Here is a 19,348-nt window from a genome sequence, read left to right as displayed (position 1 = left end):
ACCAATTTTTGCCGCACCTTAAAAAAAAGTTTATTTTTAACAAGAGAGGCAGCAGGAGTTTAATTCCGCCACAAAATCTCCGATTTGGTGGACTGCAATTAGATAAGGTTGAACGCGAAAGCGTCTGTCTTATATAGAAGCCTCATCTAAATTGAAACCTACTCCTGCCCCCTGCCCCCTGCCCCCTCCCTCCTATCTCCTTCCCAATCCACAATCTCAAATTGGTAGTCAAGATGCAAACATAATTAGGAAATTAAAATTTTCCCGTTAAGATTAACAGATAAAGTCTCACTAGGCGAGTTAATTACCTACGTCTTTCGTTAAGTTAAGTAATTTCATGCATAATCAAGTGTCTGATAACAACTCTAGTCAACAACCCGATAATTCCTGGATCGCAGAGCTAGGTAGAACAATTGTATTGAGCATCGTTCTAGCTCTGGGAATTCGTACCTTTGTTGCTGAAGCACGCTGGATTCCTTCTGGCTCAATGGAACCAACTCTGCATGGTACGCCAAACCAGTGGGAGGCAGACAAAATTATTGTCGATAAGTTGAAGTATAAATTTGCTGACCCACAGCGGGGAGATATAGTAGTATTTTCACCTACGAAAGAGCTACAAAAAGAACAATATCAAGATGCTTTTATTAAACGTATAATTGGCTTACCTGGAGAGAAAATACAACTTAAGGATGGCAAAGTCTATATCAACGACAAACCTCTGCCAGAATCTAATTACCTCAGTTCTGGGCAGACTACAGTTATTGATGTTTGCCAATCAGGGCCACAGCCACCTTTTTTGGCCAAACCCCAGACTATACCAACCGATTCATATTTAGTACTGGGTGATAATCGTAACAGTAGTTATGACAGCCGCTGCTGGGGTGTTGTCCCTCGCCAGAATATCATTGGACGTGCTGTAGTTCGCTTCTGGCCTTTAAATCATGTTGGCGGAATCGATAAATCGCCAGTATATCCATAAATTAACAAACAATATTGCTCAAATAGCTCATTAACAAAAGAATTTTAGATTTTAGATTGGGTACTACTAAATCACCAATCTAAAATCCAAAATCCGTGTTGAAAAGTTCAGTTCGCTCTTTGCGAGATACTGCGACTTTTCGCCAAATCTCAAATCCAAATATTTCTATGACCGAAGAGGGAAAAGGGCAAAGGGGCAGGGGGCAGGGGGCAGGGATTGCTCCCCCTGCCCCGAAGCCGTGAAGCAAAGCGGAACATGGGTATCAAGCCCCGTCATAAAGGACGTTCTTGATTGGTCGGAGTATCAAGCTCCGTCCAATCCTCCCCCTTGCTCCCTGCTCCCCTGCCTCTTTTGACGGGTGTCTAAAATGTTTGAATGCGTGAATTTTGAATTTTTAATTCGGAGCGAAGCGACGTGACGCCTTACCTAGCTAAGATTTTACTGTATCCAGTTAAATCACTGGATGGTGTTGAAGTTGAGAACGCTAGAGTTCTTGCCAGTGGCGCACTACAGTATGACCGCGAGTTTGCCCTTTTTGACGAACAAGGTAGATTTGTCAATGGTAAGCGTCATGCTAAAATCCATTTAATAAGGGCACAATTTGCACTCTTAAATAGAACTATCTCGTTGCAAATTCCCGATCGCAACTTACAACAAATTTTTCATCTGGATGAGGAACGGCAAGCATTAGAAGCAACTTTGAGTGATTATTTTGAGTTTGCTGTCACATTAAGACAAAACTCTTTGATGGGTTTTCCTGACGATACACACTCACTTGGCCCAACGGTAATTAGTACGGCCACATTGGCAGAGGTAGCTTCTTGGTTTCCTGGTTTAAGTGTAGATGAAATGCGCCGTCGGATGCGTGCCAACATCGAGGTTGGTGGTGTACCAGCATTTTGGGAAGATCGGCTATTTAGCGAACAAGGTGATTTAGTCTCTTTTCGAGTGGGAGATGTAGACTTTTTTGGGGTTAACCCATGTCAGCGTTGTATAGTTCCAACACGCAATTCTTATTTAGGGGAAGCTTACCCAAACTTTCAAAAAATCTTTACAACCCAGCGACAAGCAACTTTGCCAAATTGGGTTGCTTCATCGCCTTTTAATCACTTTTATCGATTGAGTATCAATACTCAACTGCCGCCATCATCAGCCGAAAAAATTTTACAAATTGGCGATAAAGTAGAAATAATTATATAAAAAAGTTAACAATTTGTCAAAATAAAAAATACAAAGTAAATTTTTTATATTTTTTTTTGTTTCTGCTGTGTATTTGCATAACAATTCTAAAATTGCTGTAATTAAATATAAGTTCTTGTGCAAATCCAGAGGTTTCCAGACCAGAAAATCAACACATCAGCAATTACAAATTAAATTTAGGATTGGGTGCTAATGGCGACCTGAATTTTAGAATGGCATACTGGAGCTTATTGGTTAAATTTCAGTTCATCTGAGAAAATTTGTGGAAATAATTGCCAGATAAAATTGAGCAAATTCAAGTGCGATGGCGTATCCACATAGACGATTTCTATAGTGGACTACTCCTGTGCAAAGTTTGAAAATTAGGCGTTGGAGGAAGTTAGCCAGTCAAACAATTATAAGCATTTCGTACGATTTTATACTAAAAATATAAAATTTTCATAAAGAGCGATGTCTGCCGTAATTATACTTATATAGAATGTAGCTAGCACGGCAAAATGCACCTAGTAGATGCTGGGGAAGAATAAAACTACAATGTTATCCAAACTTCAGCCCGTCAAATCATTTAATCGCTTAGTTGGCAAAGTTTATGCCAAGATGCCCCTGAGATATGTTCTGATTGTGCCCTTTATCTTGCAAATTTGTGGTGCGGTGGGACTTGTGGGCTATCTTTCGTATCAAAACGGGCAAAAAGCGGTAAGTGAGCTTGCTAATCAATTAGAAAATGAAATCTGCGATCGCATTGAACAGCATCTCGATCGCTATTTAACAACTCCAAAGCAAATCAATCAAATCAACTTAGATGCGATTGAGCTAGGTTTGCTCAACCTTTCGGACTTTCAAACCACCGGCAATTACTTTTGGAAACAAATGCAGGTTTTCAATGTTGGCTACAACAGCTTTGCCAATTTCAAAGGTGAGTTTATTGGTGTTGAACGTCTAGATAATGGCCAGCTCTTAATTAATGAAGTTAGCGCCAAGCATGGTGTAGGCAAACTCTATGTTTATCCTACAGACAAGCAAGGAAATCGCCGCCATTTACAGCAAGTCAAAAATTACGATCCTCGCCTAGAAGCTTGGTATACAGATCCAGTTAAGAGAAGCAAACGAGTTTGGAGTCAAATTTATCCATGGGAAGATAAACCAGAAGTTTTATCCATATCTTCCAGCTATCCTGTTTACGATAAAAATCGCAAATTTGTTGGGGTGATTAGTGTTGATTTGCTCTTATCACAAATTAGCAAGTTTTTAACTAAGTTAAAAATCAAAGAGTCGGGTAAAACTTTTATTTTAGAGCGTTCTGGGTATATAGTGGCTTCTTCTACTAGCGAGCCACCATATACGATCGTTAATGGTAAAGGAAAACGTCTATCAGCATTAAATAGTCAAAATTCTTTAATTAAACTCACTACACAGTCTTTGATCGAACGCTTTGGTAGTCTGAAGTTGATTGTGGGGAAGCAACAGCTAAGTTTTACCGCCGATGGAATGCGTTATTTTGTACAGGTAAAAAGCTGGAGGGACGAACTGGGTTTAGATTGGCTAATCGTGGCGGTGATTCCCGAAGGCGAATTTATGGAGCAAATTAATGCCAACACCCGCATCACTATTTTGCTGTGCATAGTTGCTTTTTTAGTGGCTACAAGAATTGGGATTTTGACTGCTCGTTGGATAATTAAACCGATTTCACAATTAAACAGAACGGCAAAGAAAATTGCTGAAGGTGAATGGGAGGAAACACCAAACATTCAGCGTTCCGATGAACTGGGAGAACTAGCTAAATCATTTGAAACTATGGCAAAGCAACTCCAAGCATCCTTTAGTGCTTTAGAAGCAAAGAATGCCCAGATGCAAGTTTTAAATGAGGCACTATCTCATAATCAGAGTCAGCTAACTCAATTTTTAGAAGCCATACCGGTCGGTGTATTTATCATCGATGCTGAGGGTAAACCTTATTATACAAATCAGATTGGGCAGCAAATTCTCGGTCAAGGAGCGATCGCAGAAGTTAAAGTCGAAGAATTATCAGAGATATATCAAGCTTACCTTGCCGGGACAGATCGACTTTACCCCAGCGATCGCTTGCCGATTTTGAGAGCATTGCTTGGGGAAAGCATCAGGGTTGATGATATAGAAATTCGCTATTGTGGCAATATTACTCGCATTGAGGTTTTAGGAAAGCCAATTTATGATGAATCAGGGAATGTGGCTTTTGCGATCGCCACATTTTTTGATATCACCCAACGCAAACAAACAGAAAAGTTATTAGCGGAATATAATCGCACCTTAGAGGCTCAAGTAAAAAAACGTACCCAAGAGTTCCAGCAAGTTATTGAGCAACTGCAAACCACCCAAATAGAACTGATTCAATCGCAAAAAATCGCTGCACAGGAACAACAAGCAGCCGTTCGAGAAGCCGCGCGGAGTGCTGCCGCCAACCTCGCCAAAAGCGAATTCCTGGCTAACATGAGCCACGAATTGCGTACCCCACTCAATGCCATTCTTGGTTTTACCCAAGTCATGAGTCGAGATTATTCGCTATCTAGCGAACATCAAGAAAACTTGGCAATAATTAATCGTGCTGGTGAACATTTACTCAAATTGATTAATGACATTCTCGAAATGTCTAAAATCGAAGCTGGCAAAATCACTTTAAATTCCAGCAGCTTTGACTTAATTCATTTGTTGAAGAATTTAGAAGAGATGTTGCACTTGCGTGCTGCATCTAAAAATTTAGAATTACTGTTTGAATATGCGCCAGATATTCCTAAATACATAGAAACTGACGAAAATAAATTGTGTCAAGTATTGCTCAACCTCTTGGGAAATGCGATTAAATTTACCGAGAAAGGGAGTGTGACGCTACGGGTGAGACTAGGGGCTGGGGATTGGGGACTGGGGGCTGGGGACTGGGGACTGGGGGCTAGAGAGAGCGAGGAAAAATTGAATTTTTCGTTTTCACCCTTACCTCATGCTTCCTACCCGTCTGCTTCTTCAGCCCAATCCCCAATTCCTAATCCCCAATCCCTCATCTTCGAGGTACAAGATACTGGCTGTGGTATTGCCCCACAAGAACTTGACTTGCTGTTTGAGGCTTTTGAGCAAACTGAAATCGGCAGAAAATTCCAACAAGGGACGGGACTGGGTTTAGCGATTAGCCGTAAATACGTGCAACTGATGGGAGGAGATATTACTGTCAGCACGATGCCTGGTGTCGGTAGTACATTTGCCTTTGATGTTCAGATTGCTCTAACTTGCCCCAGAGAAATCCCGATCGACCAAATAAAATCACAAATTAGAGCTTTAGCACCTAGTGAAAAAGTATACCGTATCCTAGTAGTTGACGATTCCAAAGAAAGTCGTATATTGCTAGTTAAAATTCTCACATCTCTTGGCTTTGAAGTTAATGAAGCTACAGATGGTAGTGAAGCGATCGCTAATTGGGAATCTTGGCAACCACACTTGATTTTTATGGATATGCGAATGCCAGTTATGGACGGTTATGAAGCCACAAGAATTATTAAAGCTAGAGAAATCGGGCATGGGGGAGCCAATACGTCGCGGAGGTTCCCAAAATTGAAACAACTGGTATCATCGGGAAGCCAGTACCTTGCAGAGGAGTTAACCGATTCCGCCGAGGGTGAGGTTCTGAAAGTTGTATGCAAATCTTCTACACCCGAAACAACTGGTGCGATCGAAAATGATGCTTCTGGTGCGTCCACTTGGCGTAAGCGAATGCCAACAGCCTTGGCTCCTCCTGACGACTTCTCTAAAACAATGCCAGATCGCTCCAATACCAATACAATCATTATTGCCCTAACTGCTAGCGCCTTTGAGGAAGAACGCCAGAAAATTCTGTCCATTGGCTGTGATGATTTTATTCGCAAGCCATTCAAACAGGAAGTATTATTGGAAAAACTGAGCAAACATCTGGGTTTAAAATATACCAATCAAGTAGAAACCACAAACACAGTAGTTGCCGATCGAGGTACACAGATTTTTGTAAGTGTTGCCGAACTCCTGGGTCATTTATCACAAATGTCACCTGAGTGGCTCCAACAGATTCACTATGCCGCAGCTAGCTGTAGCGATGAACTGATTTTAGAGTTACTCAAAGAAATTCCATCAGATAATGCTCAAGTTTTCCAAGTTCTCAGGGATTTAGCAAATAACTACCAGTTTGAGAAAATCATGGAATTGACTACAACAAACTTAGAATGAATTACGAGCATTTAGACCCTAATAAAAAAGATATTTTGATCGTTGATGATATGGCGGATAACCTCCGGGTTTTATCCTCCATATTGACAAGAGAAGGGTATAACGTTCGTAAAGCTTTGAACTGGCAAATGGCACTGACAGCGACTCAAACATTATTACCTGATTTGATTCTACTCGATATCATGATGCCAGAAGTAGATGGATATGAAATTTGCCAGACCTTTAAAGCTTGGGATTTAACAGCCGATATTCCAGTAATTTTTATTAGCGCTTTAGACGATGTTTTTGACAAAGTTAAAGCCTTTAAAGTAGGTGGTGTAGACTACATCACCAAACCTTTTGAGTTTCAAGAAGTTTTAGTGCGCGTGCAAAATCAACTGGCATTGAGATCGGCGCGATTAGAAATATTGAAATTAAATGTTGAGCTTGAAGATCGGGTAAAACAGCGGACTGGAGAGCTAGAAAAAACTCTCCAAAAACTTCAACAAGAAATCGATTCCCGCCAAAAATTGCAAAGTCAACTGCTAGATATAGCACTGCATGATTCCCTGACTGGATTATCAAACCGAGTTTTGTTTATTAGGCGACTAGAAAATGCTCTAAATCGGGCGAAACAAGAATCTAGTTATCAATTTGCAGTACTTTTTTTGGACTGCGATCGCTTCAAAGTTGTTAATGATTCTCTTGGTCATCTGGTAGGAGATGAATTGCTGATAGCCATTGCTCACCGCTTACAAGGATGTATCATACCTGTTGATACTTTAGCACGATTGGGCGGGGACGAATTTGGAATTCTCCTAGAAAATATCACAGATGTCAATATAGCAATCCAAGTTGCAGAAAGGATTTTGCAGCAGTTATCACTTGCTTTTCAACTGTCAAGATATGAAGTATTTATGAATGCCAGTATTGGCATTAGTTGGGGCAATAAAGATTACGATCGCCCAGAGTATTTGCTGCGAGATGCTGATACGGCAATGTATCGGGCTAAGGCTCAAGGAAGAGCCAACTATCACGTTTTTAATCCAGCGATGCATCAGGAAGCTATTCAGCTTTTAGAGTTAGAAAATGACCTGCGGAGGGCTGTGGAAAGGCGAGAATTTCTCGTTTACTATCAGCCAATTATTTCCTTGGTTACAGGTAGAATTTCTGGATTTGAAGCCTTGGTGCGCTGGCAACATCCGATCCGTGGTTTGGTTTCTCCTATAGAATTTATTCCTGTGGCCGAAGAAACGGGTTTAATTAATGCGATCAATACTTGGGTATTACAGTCAGCTTGTCATCAATTAAGCATCTGGCAACATAATCCAGTCACACCAGAACCTCTAACTATAAGCGTCAATTTGAGTGCAAGGTTATTTTTACAGCCAAATTTGGTAGAGCAAATTGACCGAATAATTTATGAAAATCAAATAAATCCCGCATATTTAGAATTAGAAATTACCGAAAGTGTAATTATGGAAAATACTGATGCAATCAAAGGAATTCTTGAACAACTAAAGCAGCGAAAAATTAAGTTGATTATGGATGACTTTGGTACAGGATATTCCTCTTTAAGTTACCTGCACAGCTTCCCTTTGAATGCACTCAAAATTGATAAATCTTTCGTCAAGCGGATGCAGGAGAATAAAGAGAATATGGGGTTAGTACCAGCAATGATTGGCATTGCCAACTCAATGGGGATGAGTGCGATCGCTGAAGGTGTCGAAACACAAGAACAGTTAGCCCAATTGAGAAGTTTAAACTGTAATTTTGCTCAAGGATATTTATTTTCTAAACCCGTAGAACAACGACTGGCTGTTGAGTTGCTCGCTTCAGCACCTCAATGGTAGCTATCAAGTAGCACCTGGAAAAAATTTCATTTCGATCCTTGGCTAGATAATCTGTGAGTGCTATTTATTACAATCGTGACAACAATTCATCGTGTTGCCAAAGGTGATAAGTGGCTAATAGCTTCGATAATCTGCAAAACTCTCCAGCCACGTGAGAGTTAAACTATAAATATAAATATTTCGGTGAAATCGGTCAACAAATTTTAGGGTGATTTCAAACAAGGATTTACTATCCTCAATAATTATACGCGTAACTTTGATCAATAATGCATTTTAATCAAACTAACCATCAGAAAAGAAATATTTTGGTGGTCGATGATACCCCAGATAATCTGCGGCTTTTATCAGCGATGTTGACTGCACAAGGTTTTGAAGTTCGCAAAGCCTTAAACGGTAAAATGGCACTGACTGCATGTCAAATGGTTTTGCCCGATGTGATTTTGCTGGATATCAATATGCCAGGTATGGATGGCTACCAAGTTTGTCAACAACTAAAAGCTGACGATAAAACTAGTGAAGTCCCAGTAATTTTTATTAGCGCTCTGGATGATGTTGTCGATAAGGTAAAGGCATTTGATGTTGGTGGCGTAGATTATATTGCCAAACCTTTTCATGGTGCAGAAGTGGTATTGCGTATTGAAAATCAGATTAATTTACGCTTGCTCCAAGTTAAACTGCAAGAACAAAACTTTTTACTCCAACAGGCTCTTGACAACTTGAAAGCCTCTCAAGTTCAACAAATTCAGAACGAAAAGATGGTGGCGCTGGGACAGTTAGTAGCTGGACTAGCTCATGAGATTAATAACCCGATCAGTTTTATTTATGGAAATCTCCAATATGCTGGTCAATATGTGGAAGACCTAGTGAAGATGATTGAGGCCTATCAGCAAGAATATCCCAAACCCACACCAAAAATTCAGCAGATAGCCAAAGATATAGACTTGAATTTTATCATTAAGGATCTGCAAAATCTGATAGGTGCAATGTATAGAGGCTCCGATCGCATTCAGGAAATTGTACTGGCGCTACAACATTTTTCTCGGCATGATGAAGCAGAGATGAAACGAGTCAATATCCATGAAGACATCGAAAATACTTTAGTGATGTTACAACATCGGCTCAGGGAAACAGCCGATCGTCCGGCAATTGTTGTAGTGAAAGATTATGGTAACTTGCCCCTAGTCACTTGTTATGCAAGTGAACTAAATCAAGTATTTATGCATTTGTTGAATAATGCTATTGATGCAATAGAGGAGGGAGTAGAGAACGGAAAGTGGGGAGCAGGTAATCAATTTCCAGATGAAGCAATGGGAAATGAAGCATGGGGAATAGGGAATCAATCTTCTCCTCCCCAAATTTGGATTCATACAGAGGTGACAGACTTGAACGCAGTCAAAATTGCGATCGCTGATAATGGTCTTGGTATTGAAGAGTCGTTGCGATCGCGTTTATTTGACCCATTTTTTACCACAAAACCTGTGGGCAAAGGTAGTGGACTAGGATTATCCATTAGCTATCAAATTATCGTCCAAAAACATCGAGGAAATATAAGCTGTAACTCATCTGTGGGCAAAGGAGCGGAGTTTGCAATCGAAATTCCCATAGAGCAGCAACCTGATATCTCATCGCAATTTTCAAAATCGGAAAAGGGATTAGGGAGCAGGGAAGCAGAGCAGGGGGAGCAGGGGGGCAGGGGAAGCAGGGGGAGCAGGGGGAGCAGGGGAGGTAGGGGAGATTAATTAATACCAATGCCCAATGCCCAATGCCCAATGCCCAATGACCAATGACAAATGACAAATGCCCAATAAATCTAATTAATCAACAATTCTGGTGCTACCAATCCTTTTTGAATAGCTAAGACTGCGGCTTGAGTGCGATCGCGTACTTCTAGTTTTTGTAAAATAGCATGGACATGAACCCGCACTGTACCAGGGGCAATGTAGAGAATTTCAGCAATTTCTTGATTGCTTTTGCCAGCTGCTACCAGTGCCAAAATTTCTTGCTCCCGCTTCGTTAAAGGATTTTCTAAAGATTCCTCAGTTTTTGCAGACTGCACCGCTATCGAATTACCCTCAAAAGCGGCTCTAATTTCAGTTGTTGCCGTTTGATCCCACCAAGAAGCGCCCGCAGCAACCGATCGCACTGCTAATATCAAAGACTCAGCCGGAATACCTTTAAGGCAGTAACCTTGCGCTCCAGCAGCAATTAACCGCGAAATCAGTGGTTTTTCAGAACGAGACGTTAGAACCAAAACTGGTAAATTTGGGTGCTTCTGCTTGATTTGACGACAAGCCTCAATCCCGCCAATTCCAGGTAAACCAATATCCAGCAAGACCAAATCCAGAGGATATTGATTTGCTAATTCTACAGCTTGTTCCCCATCTTCTGCTTCTGCGACAATCTCCAAACTGGTTTCTTGTTGCAACCGCATCCGCAAACCAAGCCGAAATAATTCATCATCTTCAACTAGTAAGATTTTTGTCATTTGTCATTTGTCATTTGTCATTTGTCATTTGTCATTTGTCATTTGTCATTGGTCATTGGGCAGGAGGCAGGGAGCAGAAGTTCTTTAATCCATGAATTTTGTTAGCGCAGCGTTAGCGAGTCCGCGAGCGTCATTTTGAATTTTGAATTTTGAATTGATTTCTCATCTTCCCGGTGGCGGACAAGCTGGGAGTCGGAAACCAAACAGTGCGCCGCGTGGTGAGCGATTCTCTGCCCAAATTGTACCCCCATGAGCAGTAATAATTTGCCTGGTTAAATAAAGTCCTAGCCCAGAGCCGGTGACGTGGCGATCGCTATTTCCTTGATAAAATCTCTCAAATAAGTGAGGTAACTCTTTTTCGGTAATCCCGGAACCAGTATCGAGTATTTTTACCACTTGATCGCTAGAATAACCTTCAAATACTACTTCCACTTTACCGCCACGAGGGGTATGGTTAATGCCATTACTCAGGAGATTGCTGAAGACTCGCCCAAGTTGCAAAGAATCGCCATTTACCCAGAGAAAGCTGCGAAAATCTGATTCGCCATAGTGCAGAGAAATATAAACCTGGCGTGTTTTCGCTAGTTCTGTTAGGGTAGCAACGATTTCTTCCGCTATTGTCACCAAGTTAACTGGTGATATCTGTAGTTTCAGTCCTTCGGCATCATTGCGGTACACATCTAAAAGCGTTTGGACTAATTGCAGTGTACTCTGATGACTGCGAGCCATTGTTTGTAATACTTTTGCTTGCATGGGCGTGATTTTACCGAATTGCTCATTTTGAAAATATTTCAGCGTTTCAATTGCTCCTAATAAAGGTGTTTTCAAATCATGCGTTAGGGTAGAAACAAAATCTTCACGCATGATCGCTAGTTGTTCTTGGGAGCGTAATTGTGCTTGGGTATAAGCGATCGCTTCTTCATTGCGGTGGTTGCGGTCACTTAACCAACCCGTTACCATCAACGCCAACACTGCAATCAGCCTATTTGCCAATGTTGAGAGATAAAGTATTTCTCTTCCGGGAACAAGCAAGTCTAATAATGTTAATCCTGTAGCTGCAAGAGTGATCCCCAACACAGCACCCCGATTCAATCGTGAATTTGCTAACAAAATCGTCCCTGTGTAAAGGTAGCCAAATACGTACTCAGGTGGTGTTGAAAATTCCAACACTATCACGATCGCAAAGGCGATCGCTATTAGCCCATAAGTCTTTCCCCGCTCATTTATCGCTTCTTTCATAGTCAATAATCGACTTAACATCGTCATTTATGATTTACTAAAAAATTTTGATTTTCCAATCTGTATAACTATTTAATTGACCAATTATGAGTTATCTGCAATCTATATCTGCAAATGCCAACTTAAGAATTAACCCGAAAATTACGATTCTCCAAATGCAATAAAGAAGACTGGATAATGGAAACTGGGTAGTTGCCCACAAGAAGCGGCGTCTCTACCACTATCTTCCAAAACCCTAATCCCATTAAGAAAATACTTTATGATATTTATATTCTTTGAAAGTAGCAAACTTGCAAAATGTATTGTATAAACAAATAGTCCTAAGTAGTGAGATAGATAAATTAAGAGTCAAAATTAAATATTCTTAACGAAAACTTTAATAAGTATCTAGAAAATAGTCATAACTGAAAATATTCAGGAGTTATCTTAGCCGTAGTGGTACGTTCAGCCAGTATTGAGTAACAAGTTATGAGTAAAAATTAGTACTTATGAATCTTACTACTCTCAGCCGAGGCACTTAATACTCGGAACTGATTTGATGCTGAGTGCAATTATTGCTTTTTGTACTCAGTACTGTTTAGGAAAATCCCTTGAAATCAAATACTCCTACAGTTAATCTATTATTTCTAAGAATTGGCTTGCTACTACTTAAATTTAATTTAGCGCGAAATATATGGGACAAGGTTTTTTGCAAATTGGCTTAACGCTATGTATTGTCATAGCAATCACTCCATTATTCGGAAAATACATAGCTCGTGTCTTTTTGGGAGAAAAAACACTGCTTGATTTTTTAATGAACCCCATAGAGCGGAGTATGTTCGTATTTGCGGGTGTTCGGAGAAAAGATGACATGACGGTTTGGCAGTATATCCGGGCCATACTCTGTTTTAATTTGATTATGGGTATTTCAGTGTATTTCTTGATCTATTTTCAGAGACTCTTACCCTGGAATCTAAACGGCTTCGGTTCGCCCAGATGGGATGTATTGCTGCATACAACAATTTCATTTGTAACGAATACTGACCAACAACACTATGTAGGTGAGACAACCTTAAGCTATTTTAGCCAGGTAGCAGCTTTAGGCTTTTTGATGTTCACCTCCGCAGCCACAGGTTTAGCTGTGGGAATTGCCTTTATTCGCGGGTTAACGGGTAAAAGATTGGGAAACTTTTACGTCGATCTCGTCCGTGGAATTACGCGAATATTGCTGCCGATTTCAATTATTGGCGCGATCGCCTTACTTATAACAGGTGTACCACAAACCTTAGCTGGAACTATGGATGTGCAAACCTTAGAAGGCGGGACGCAATATCTGGCCAGAGGCCCGGTGGCATCCTTTGAAATGATCAAACTTTTGGGCGAGAACGGTGGCGGCTTTTTTGGCGTCAACTCAGCACATCCCTTTGAAAATCCCAATGGCGCTTCTAACTTGATAGAAATGCTCGCCATGATTTCTATACCAGCAGCCTTGATTTACACCTACGGTATATTTGCCAATAACATCAAACAAGCTTGGCTACTTTTTTGGATGGTGTTCGTGATTTTTGTGATTCTCGTGGGAGTGACAGCCGTAGGAGAACTGCAAGGTAATCCCCTGGTTAATACCGCCTTTGGATTAGAACAGCCCAATTTAGAGGGGAAAGAAGTTCGATTTGGTTGGGCACAAACAGCATTTTGGGCAGTGATGACTACTGCTACTATGTCTGGTGCTGTGAACGGGATGCACGATTCTTTGATGCCGCAAGGAATATTTTCGACTCTCTTCAACTTATTTATCCAGGTTATCTGGGGTGGTCAAGGAACTGGAACAGCTTACTTATTTATTTACTTAATTCTCACAGTGTTCCTGACTGGACTCATGGCAGGACGTACTCCAGAGTTTTTAGGACGCAAAATTGAAAAAAGGGAAATCGTTCTCGCCAGCGTAGTGCTGTTGATTCACCCAATTCTAGTTTTGATTCCCAGTGCGATCGCTTTGGCTTATCCCATCTCCCTATCTGGAATTAGCAACGCTGGCTATCACGGTATTTCTCAAGTAGTTTATGAATATGCCTCAGCAGCAGCAAATAATGGTTCGGGCTTAGAGGGTTTGGGGGATAACACCCTGTGGTGGAACTTGAGTACAATAGTTAGCCTAATCGGAGGACGTTACATTCCGATGATTGCTATCTTGCTGCTAGCTGACGGGATGTCTCGCAAACAACCAGTAGAAGAAACTCCTGCTACCCTAAGAACTGATTCTTTGGTATTTACTAGTATCACAGCTGGGGTAACGCTGGTTTTGGGAGTATTAACTTTCTTTCCCGTTCTGGCTTTAGGCCCCATAGCCGAGGGTTTAAAACTAGCATCTGGCAGTTAGAAAAGTTATGAGTTATAAGTTTGAAATTAAGAAAATATCAAAAAGTAATTCGGAGGCAGGAGGAAGGAGTAACCCAGACTTAAAAGTGTGAGATTTAAGCAAGAAAGGTTATATAGCTGTAGTCAGATATGATGTTAGAACAGTGTTGATTGCTCAAAACCTGGAAGCAACTAGTAGTCTGCCAAGCCAAAAATGTGCTTGTGAGGGCTGGGTAAGGGGTAAAGGGGAAAGGGTAAGGGCAGGACTTACGCACTGAAGCCTGAAACCTAGATCCCCCCTAGCCCCCCTTAAAAAGGGGGGAACTTCTAAAGCCCCCTTTTTAAGGGGGTTGGGGGATCTGAGTGCGTAAGTCCTGAAGGGATTTAAAACCTTTCTCCCTTTACCCCGCCAAGTTCATGAGAGCAAACTACTAGGTTTACTCAGCACGGGATCAACGCCTCGCTAACAGCACTCAGCTATATCTTGCACTATGCGTCTCGTACCAGTATCTTATTTTTAACTGGGTAATTACTCAGAACTAAAGTTTTCATTCATACTTATTTCCTCCTGGCTCTTGCCGTTATCTTATAAATTATTCGGTTTCGTAGGATGCGTTAGTAACGCATCCTACAGGTTGGATATTTTTTTATTAGAAGTTCCTATAACTCCTAACTTCTCACTGCTAACTTTATTTATGAATCAAGTGGCAACTAACTTCAAAGCTAGACGCCCAAGTTCTCGTTCTGGCGATCGCCGCCAAAAACGTAAAAAGACTAGGGCAAATAATAAGTGGCTGTACTTAAGAGCAATTAGAGATGCTTTTGTCAAGCTCAACCCTAAGTATGCAATCAAAAATCCAGTAATCTTTGTGGTTTGGGTAGGTACAATCATCATCCTATTGCTAACGATCGATCCCAACCTATTTGGCCCAACTCTTCAAAAGAACCCACAAGGTTTCAACGCCTTGTTATCGGGGATTTTATTCTTTACAGTTTGGTTTGCCAATTTTGCCGAAGCAGTGGCAGAAGGGCGGGGTAAAGCCCAAGCCGATGCCTTGCGGTTAACAAAGTTAGAGGCGATCGCTAAAAAACTTGCTGCCGATGGCACACTTAGCGAAGTTTCATCCACCAGCCTTAAACAGGGCGATACCATCTACGTCGTTGCTGGCGATATCATCCCCGCCGATGGTGAAGTCATCATGGGTGTTGCTTCAGTGGATGAATCGGCAATTACTGGAGAATCTGCACCAGTATTAAAAGAATCAGGCTCCGATGTTGCCAGTTCCGTCACTGGTGGAACGCGGATTATCTCAGATGAACTAATTATCCGTATAACTACTGACCCAGGTAAAGGCTTTATTGACCGGATGATTGCCTTGGTAGAAGGAGCAGAACGCAGCAAAACACCCAATGAAATTGCCATCACGGTATTGTTGGCAGTTCTCAGCTTAGTGTTTTTGTTAGTCGTAGTCACCTTGCCTGCACTTGCTTACTATGTCAACAGTCCAGTCAGCGTCCCAATTTTAATTGCCCTATTAGTAGCGTTAATTCCTACCACCATTGGCGGCTTACTAAGTACCATCGGTATTGCTGGTATGGATCGAGTTGCCCAATTTAACGTCATTGCCACATCAGGACGAGCAGTCGAAGCCTGTGGTGATATCAATACTTTACTTCTCGACAAAACAGGTACAATTACCCTCGGCAACCGTCTGGCGGAAGAGTTTATTCCCCTCAACGGTCATTCAATGTCAGAAATTGCTAATGTTGCTTGGGCGGCTAGTGTCTTTGACAATACACCAGAAGGAAAATCCATTGTCCGACTAGCAGAACAGTTAGGCGCACGGTTTGATTTTGATTCCACTCAGGCAGAAGGAATCAGTTTTTCTGCCAAAACTCGGATGAGTGGCACAAATTTACCTGGTGGGTATGAGGCCAGAAAGGGAGCAGTAGAAGCCATTAAAGGATTTGTCCGTTCCCGCAACGGACGCGATACGCCAGAATTGGATGCTGCCTACGAACGAGTTTCCCGCTTGGGAGGTACACCCCTAGCAGTTAGCTTAGATAACGAAATTTATGGGATTGTTTATCTCAAAGATATAGTTAAACCTGGTATCCGCGATCGCTTTCTTGCACTGCGACGGATGGGAGTACGTACCATCATGCTAACTGGAGACAACCGAATTACCGCTTCTGTCATTGCTAAAGAAGCTGGGGTTGATGACTTCATTGCCGAAGCCACACCAGAAGACAAAATCAGTATCATTAAACAGGAACAAGCCGCAGGCAAACTAGTTGCCATGACGGGAGATGGAACTAACGATGCACCAGCATTAGCTCAAGCTAACGTCGGCGTGGCGATGAATACAGGAACGCAAGCTGCAAAAGAAGCCGCTAACATGGTCGATTTGGACTCCGATCCCACAAAGCTACTCGATATCATTGGTATTGGTAAGCAATTGTTGATTACTCGCGGGGCATTGACGACATTTTCCATCGCTAATGATATTGCTAAATACTTTGCAATTATTCCAGTGATATTTGTCGCTGCTAATTTGCAAAGCCTGAATATTATGAATTTGACTAGCCCTAAATCTGCTGTACTCTCAGCATTGATTTATAATGCTTTGATTATTCCTGCTTTGATTCCCTTGGCATTAAAGGGTGTGAGGTTTAGACCGCTGACAGCTAATCAGTTACTCCAACGCAATATCTTAATTTACGGCTTAGGTGGCGTGATTGCACCGTTTATTGCAATTAAGTTGATCGATGTACTGATTACACTTGTAGGTTTGGCTTAAGGATAGCAAAAGTAGAGACGCTGAGAAACGATCGCATCTTGACCAAAGTAAAATAATAAACATTTTTACTTTTACCTGTTGATAGGAGGGACAAGAAGAATATGAATAAATATCGTTTTCATTCAGCACTGCTTTGGCGATATCCTTTGTTTAGTCGCAATGGCATAAACAACATCTACCACTCGCTATTTTTATCTTGCTGTGCTTGAATGTGGTAACTGTCCCAGTTGTTTATGCTGTTGCTAACAGCATCTTGTAACATCCTGTTAGGTGGGCAAAAGAATTAAAAATTAAAAATTAAAAATTAAATTCTAGGCGCAATTGGAAAACTTTTTATGGCTATTATTCGAGAAACTATCAGAGCAATTTTTATAACTCTAATGCTTTGGTTGTTAACTGCAATCATCTATCCGCTGGTAATTCTTGTAGTGGGTCAAGTTTTTTTGCCCTATCAAGCGAATGGCAGTATCGTGCGGAATCTAAGTAATGAACCAATTGGTTCGGCTTTAATCGGTCAGGTATTCACATCTGAGCGATATTTCCATTCTCGTCCTAGTACTGTTAGATATAGTCAAGGAAAAAAAGCCAAGCCGACCGGCATATCTGGAGCTAGCAATCTCGCTGCCAGCAATCCAGAATTACTGAAGCGGATTTTAGAAGAGGCAGATAAATTGCGAGAGGAAAATCTTCAACCGATAGCTGATATAATTTATACTTCTGGTTCGGGTTTAGATCCGCATATTTCCTTGAAAGCAGCACGGCAGCAATTGACACGGGTTGCTGGTGCGCGGGGAGTAAAAGAAGATGAGATTTTACGTTTAATTAATAAGTATACTGATGACAGATTTTTATGGATTTTTGGCGAACCAGGAGTCAATGTTCTGCGATTGAATTATGCTCTTGACTTGCAAGATATTAATCGTCAGCAAAATCAGTAAATGGGCATGGGGCATGGAGCATTGGGCATGGGTAAAGCGCTGTTTTCGTTTCCGATGAAGTAGGAGTACTAAGTAAGTGGGCGGGAATAAACCAAATTATGCTACGAAACGAAAATAGGCTTAAAATCCTTACCAATGACAAATGACCAATGACAAAGGACAAATGACCAATACTGGTTCGGCTGGGAATGCGCCTTTAAATTCTGCAAGTTACTCGCTTTATCCGGCACGACGGCGGGGTAAGCATAAAATCTTTATTGGCATGGCTCCTGGAGTAGGCAAAACCTACCGAATGCTGGAAGAGGGACACGCATTAAAACAAGAAGGAATTGATGTTGTCGTTGGGCTTTTGGAAACCCACGGACGCAAGGAGACGGCTGAGAAGGCAGAGGGACTGGAAATTATACCCCGTAAGCAATATCCTCGCGGTGAGTTGACGCTAACGGATATGGATACAGATGCTATTTTAAAGCGATCGCCACAATTAGTTTTAATCGATGAACTTGCCCATACCAATGTCCCTGGTTCTGCACGTGAAAAGCGCTACGAAGATGTCGAAGTAGTTTTGACAGCTGGGATTGATGTCTACTCCACCATGAATGTGCAACATTTGGAAAGTCTCAACGACCTAGTAGCCAGAATTACAGGTGTGGTAGTCCGGGAGCGGGTTCCTGACAGGATTATGGATGAAGCAGATGAAATAGTGGTAGTAGATGTCACACCAGAGACACTGCAAGAACGGTTATTAGAAGGGAAGATTTACGCACAGCCAAAAATCCAACAATCACTCGATAATTTTTTCCAACGCCGTAACCTGATTGCTTTGCGGGAGTTGGCTTTGCGGGAAGTGGCAGACAACGTGGAAGAAAATGCGATCGCCTCTACTCCCAACGGACAATTTTGTAATATTCACGAGCGGGTTTTGGTGTGTGTATCTACCTATCCCAATTCAGTGCAGCTGTTACGCCGGGGTGCAAGGTTGGCTAACTATATGAATGCGCCGCTTTATACCTTGTTCGTAGCCGATCCAGAACGCTTCCTCACCAAAGAAGAAAGCTTGCATATCCACACTTGTGAGAAACTTTGTAAAGAATTTGAAGGTACTTTTCTTCGTGTTACCAACAGTAATATAGCTAATGCGATCGCCCAAGTCGCCGAGAAATATCGGATTACTCAAATTGTAATCGGTGAAAGTCAGCGATCGCGCTGGCAAATGCTCCTCAAAGGATCTTTGACGCAAAAATTGGTGCGCTTGCTCAAAAATATAGATTTGCATATTATTGCCAGCGAAAAAATGGTTTCACCCAAATAGGGGA

11 protein-coding genes are annotated in these 19,348 nt (G+C 41.5%); 9 read left to right on the top strand and 2 right to left on the bottom strand.

Features of this window, described 5'->3' with window-relative positions:
• Positions 1-337 precede the first annotated feature (337 nt).
• From lepB to RMY64_RS02830, 5 genes are all read left to right on the top strand, one after another.
• Positions 338-979, top strand: coding sequence for a signal peptidase I (gene lepB, locus RMY64_RS02850; protein WP_322671642.1), 642 nt, complete (start codon positions 338-340; stop codon positions 977-979).
• 414 nt (positions 980-1,393) lie between these two features.
• On the top strand, positions 1,394-2,179 hold the full coding sequence (locus RMY64_RS02845; RefSeq protein ID WP_322699253.1) for an MOSC domain-containing protein: 786 nt from the start codon (positions 1,394-1,396) through the stop codon (positions 2,177-2,179).
• Positions 2,180-2,713: 534 nt separating this feature from the next.
• Positions 2,714-6,400, top strand: coding sequence for an ATP-binding protein (locus RMY64_RS02840; protein WP_322699252.1), 3,687 nt, complete (start codon positions 2,714-2,716; stop codon positions 6,398-6,400).
• The gene (locus RMY64_RS02835) at positions 6,397-8,232 is read left to right on the top strand and encodes an EAL domain-containing protein (protein ID WP_322686182.1); all 1,836 of its coding nucleotides are present in this window, start codon (positions 6,397-6,399) and stop codon (positions 8,230-8,232) included. The genes RMY64_RS02840 and RMY64_RS02835 overlap by 4 nt, the downstream gene beginning before the upstream one ends.
• 266 nt (positions 8,233-8,498) lie before the next feature.
• The gene (locus RMY64_RS02830; protein ID WP_322699251.1) at positions 8,499-9,971 is read left to right on the top strand and encodes a response regulator; all 1,473 of its coding nucleotides are present in this window, start codon (positions 8,499-8,501) and stop codon (positions 9,969-9,971) included.
• Positions 9,972-10,042: 71 nt separating this feature from the next.
• On the opposite strand, the gene RMY64_RS02825 is transcribed toward RMY64_RS02830, so the two are convergent.
• Both RMY64_RS02825 and RMY64_RS02820 read right to left on the bottom strand, forming a co-directional pair.
• A complete protein-coding gene (locus RMY64_RS02825) occupies positions 10,043-10,717 on the bottom strand; it encodes a response regulator transcription factor (protein WP_322699250.1) in 675 nt (224 codons plus the stop codon).
• A gap of 162 nt (positions 10,718-10,879) precedes the next feature.
• Positions 10,880-11,977: a HAMP domain-containing sensor histidine kinase gene (locus RMY64_RS02820; RefSeq protein ID WP_322671706.1), complete on the bottom strand. Its 1,098-nt coding sequence runs from the start codon at positions 11,975-11,977 to the stop codon at positions 10,880-10,882.
• Positions 11,978-12,629: 652 nt separating this feature from the next.
• On the opposite strand from RMY64_RS02820, the gene kdpA reads away from it, so the two are divergent.
• From kdpA to RMY64_RS02800, 4 genes are all read left to right on the top strand, one after another.
• Complete coding sequence (gene kdpA / locus RMY64_RS02815; RefSeq protein ID WP_322671648.1) at positions 12,630-14,315, top strand: potassium-transporting ATPase subunit KdpA; 1,686 nt, start codon at positions 12,630-12,632, stop codon at positions 14,313-14,315.
• Between the two features lie 673 nt (positions 14,316-14,988).
• On the top strand, positions 14,989-17,094 hold the full coding sequence (gene kdpB, locus RMY64_RS02810) for a potassium-transporting ATPase subunit KdpB (RefSeq protein ID WP_322671649.1): 2,106 nt from the start codon (positions 14,989-14,991) through the stop codon (positions 17,092-17,094).
• A gap of 335 nt (positions 17,095-17,429) precedes the next feature.
• Complete coding sequence (kdpC, locus tag RMY64_RS02805; RefSeq protein WP_322686177.1) at positions 17,430-18,032, top strand: K(+)-transporting ATPase subunit C; 603 nt, start codon at positions 17,430-17,432, stop codon at positions 18,030-18,032.
• 163 nt (positions 18,033-18,195) lie between these two features.
• Entirely contained in the window at positions 18,196-19,344 is a 1,149-nt protein-coding gene (locus RMY64_RS02800; RefSeq protein WP_322699339.1) for a universal stress protein, read from the top strand.
• Positions 19,345-19,348: the final 4 nt, after the last annotated feature.

It is taken from the genome of Nostoc sp. DedQUE08 (assembly GCF_034530895.1).
Taxonomy (GTDB): domain Bacteria; phylum Cyanobacteriota; class Cyanobacteriia; order Cyanobacteriales; family Nostocaceae; genus Nostoc.
Note: the sequence above shows the minus strand (reverse complement) of the source record. Positions and strands in the feature narration are given on the sequence as shown.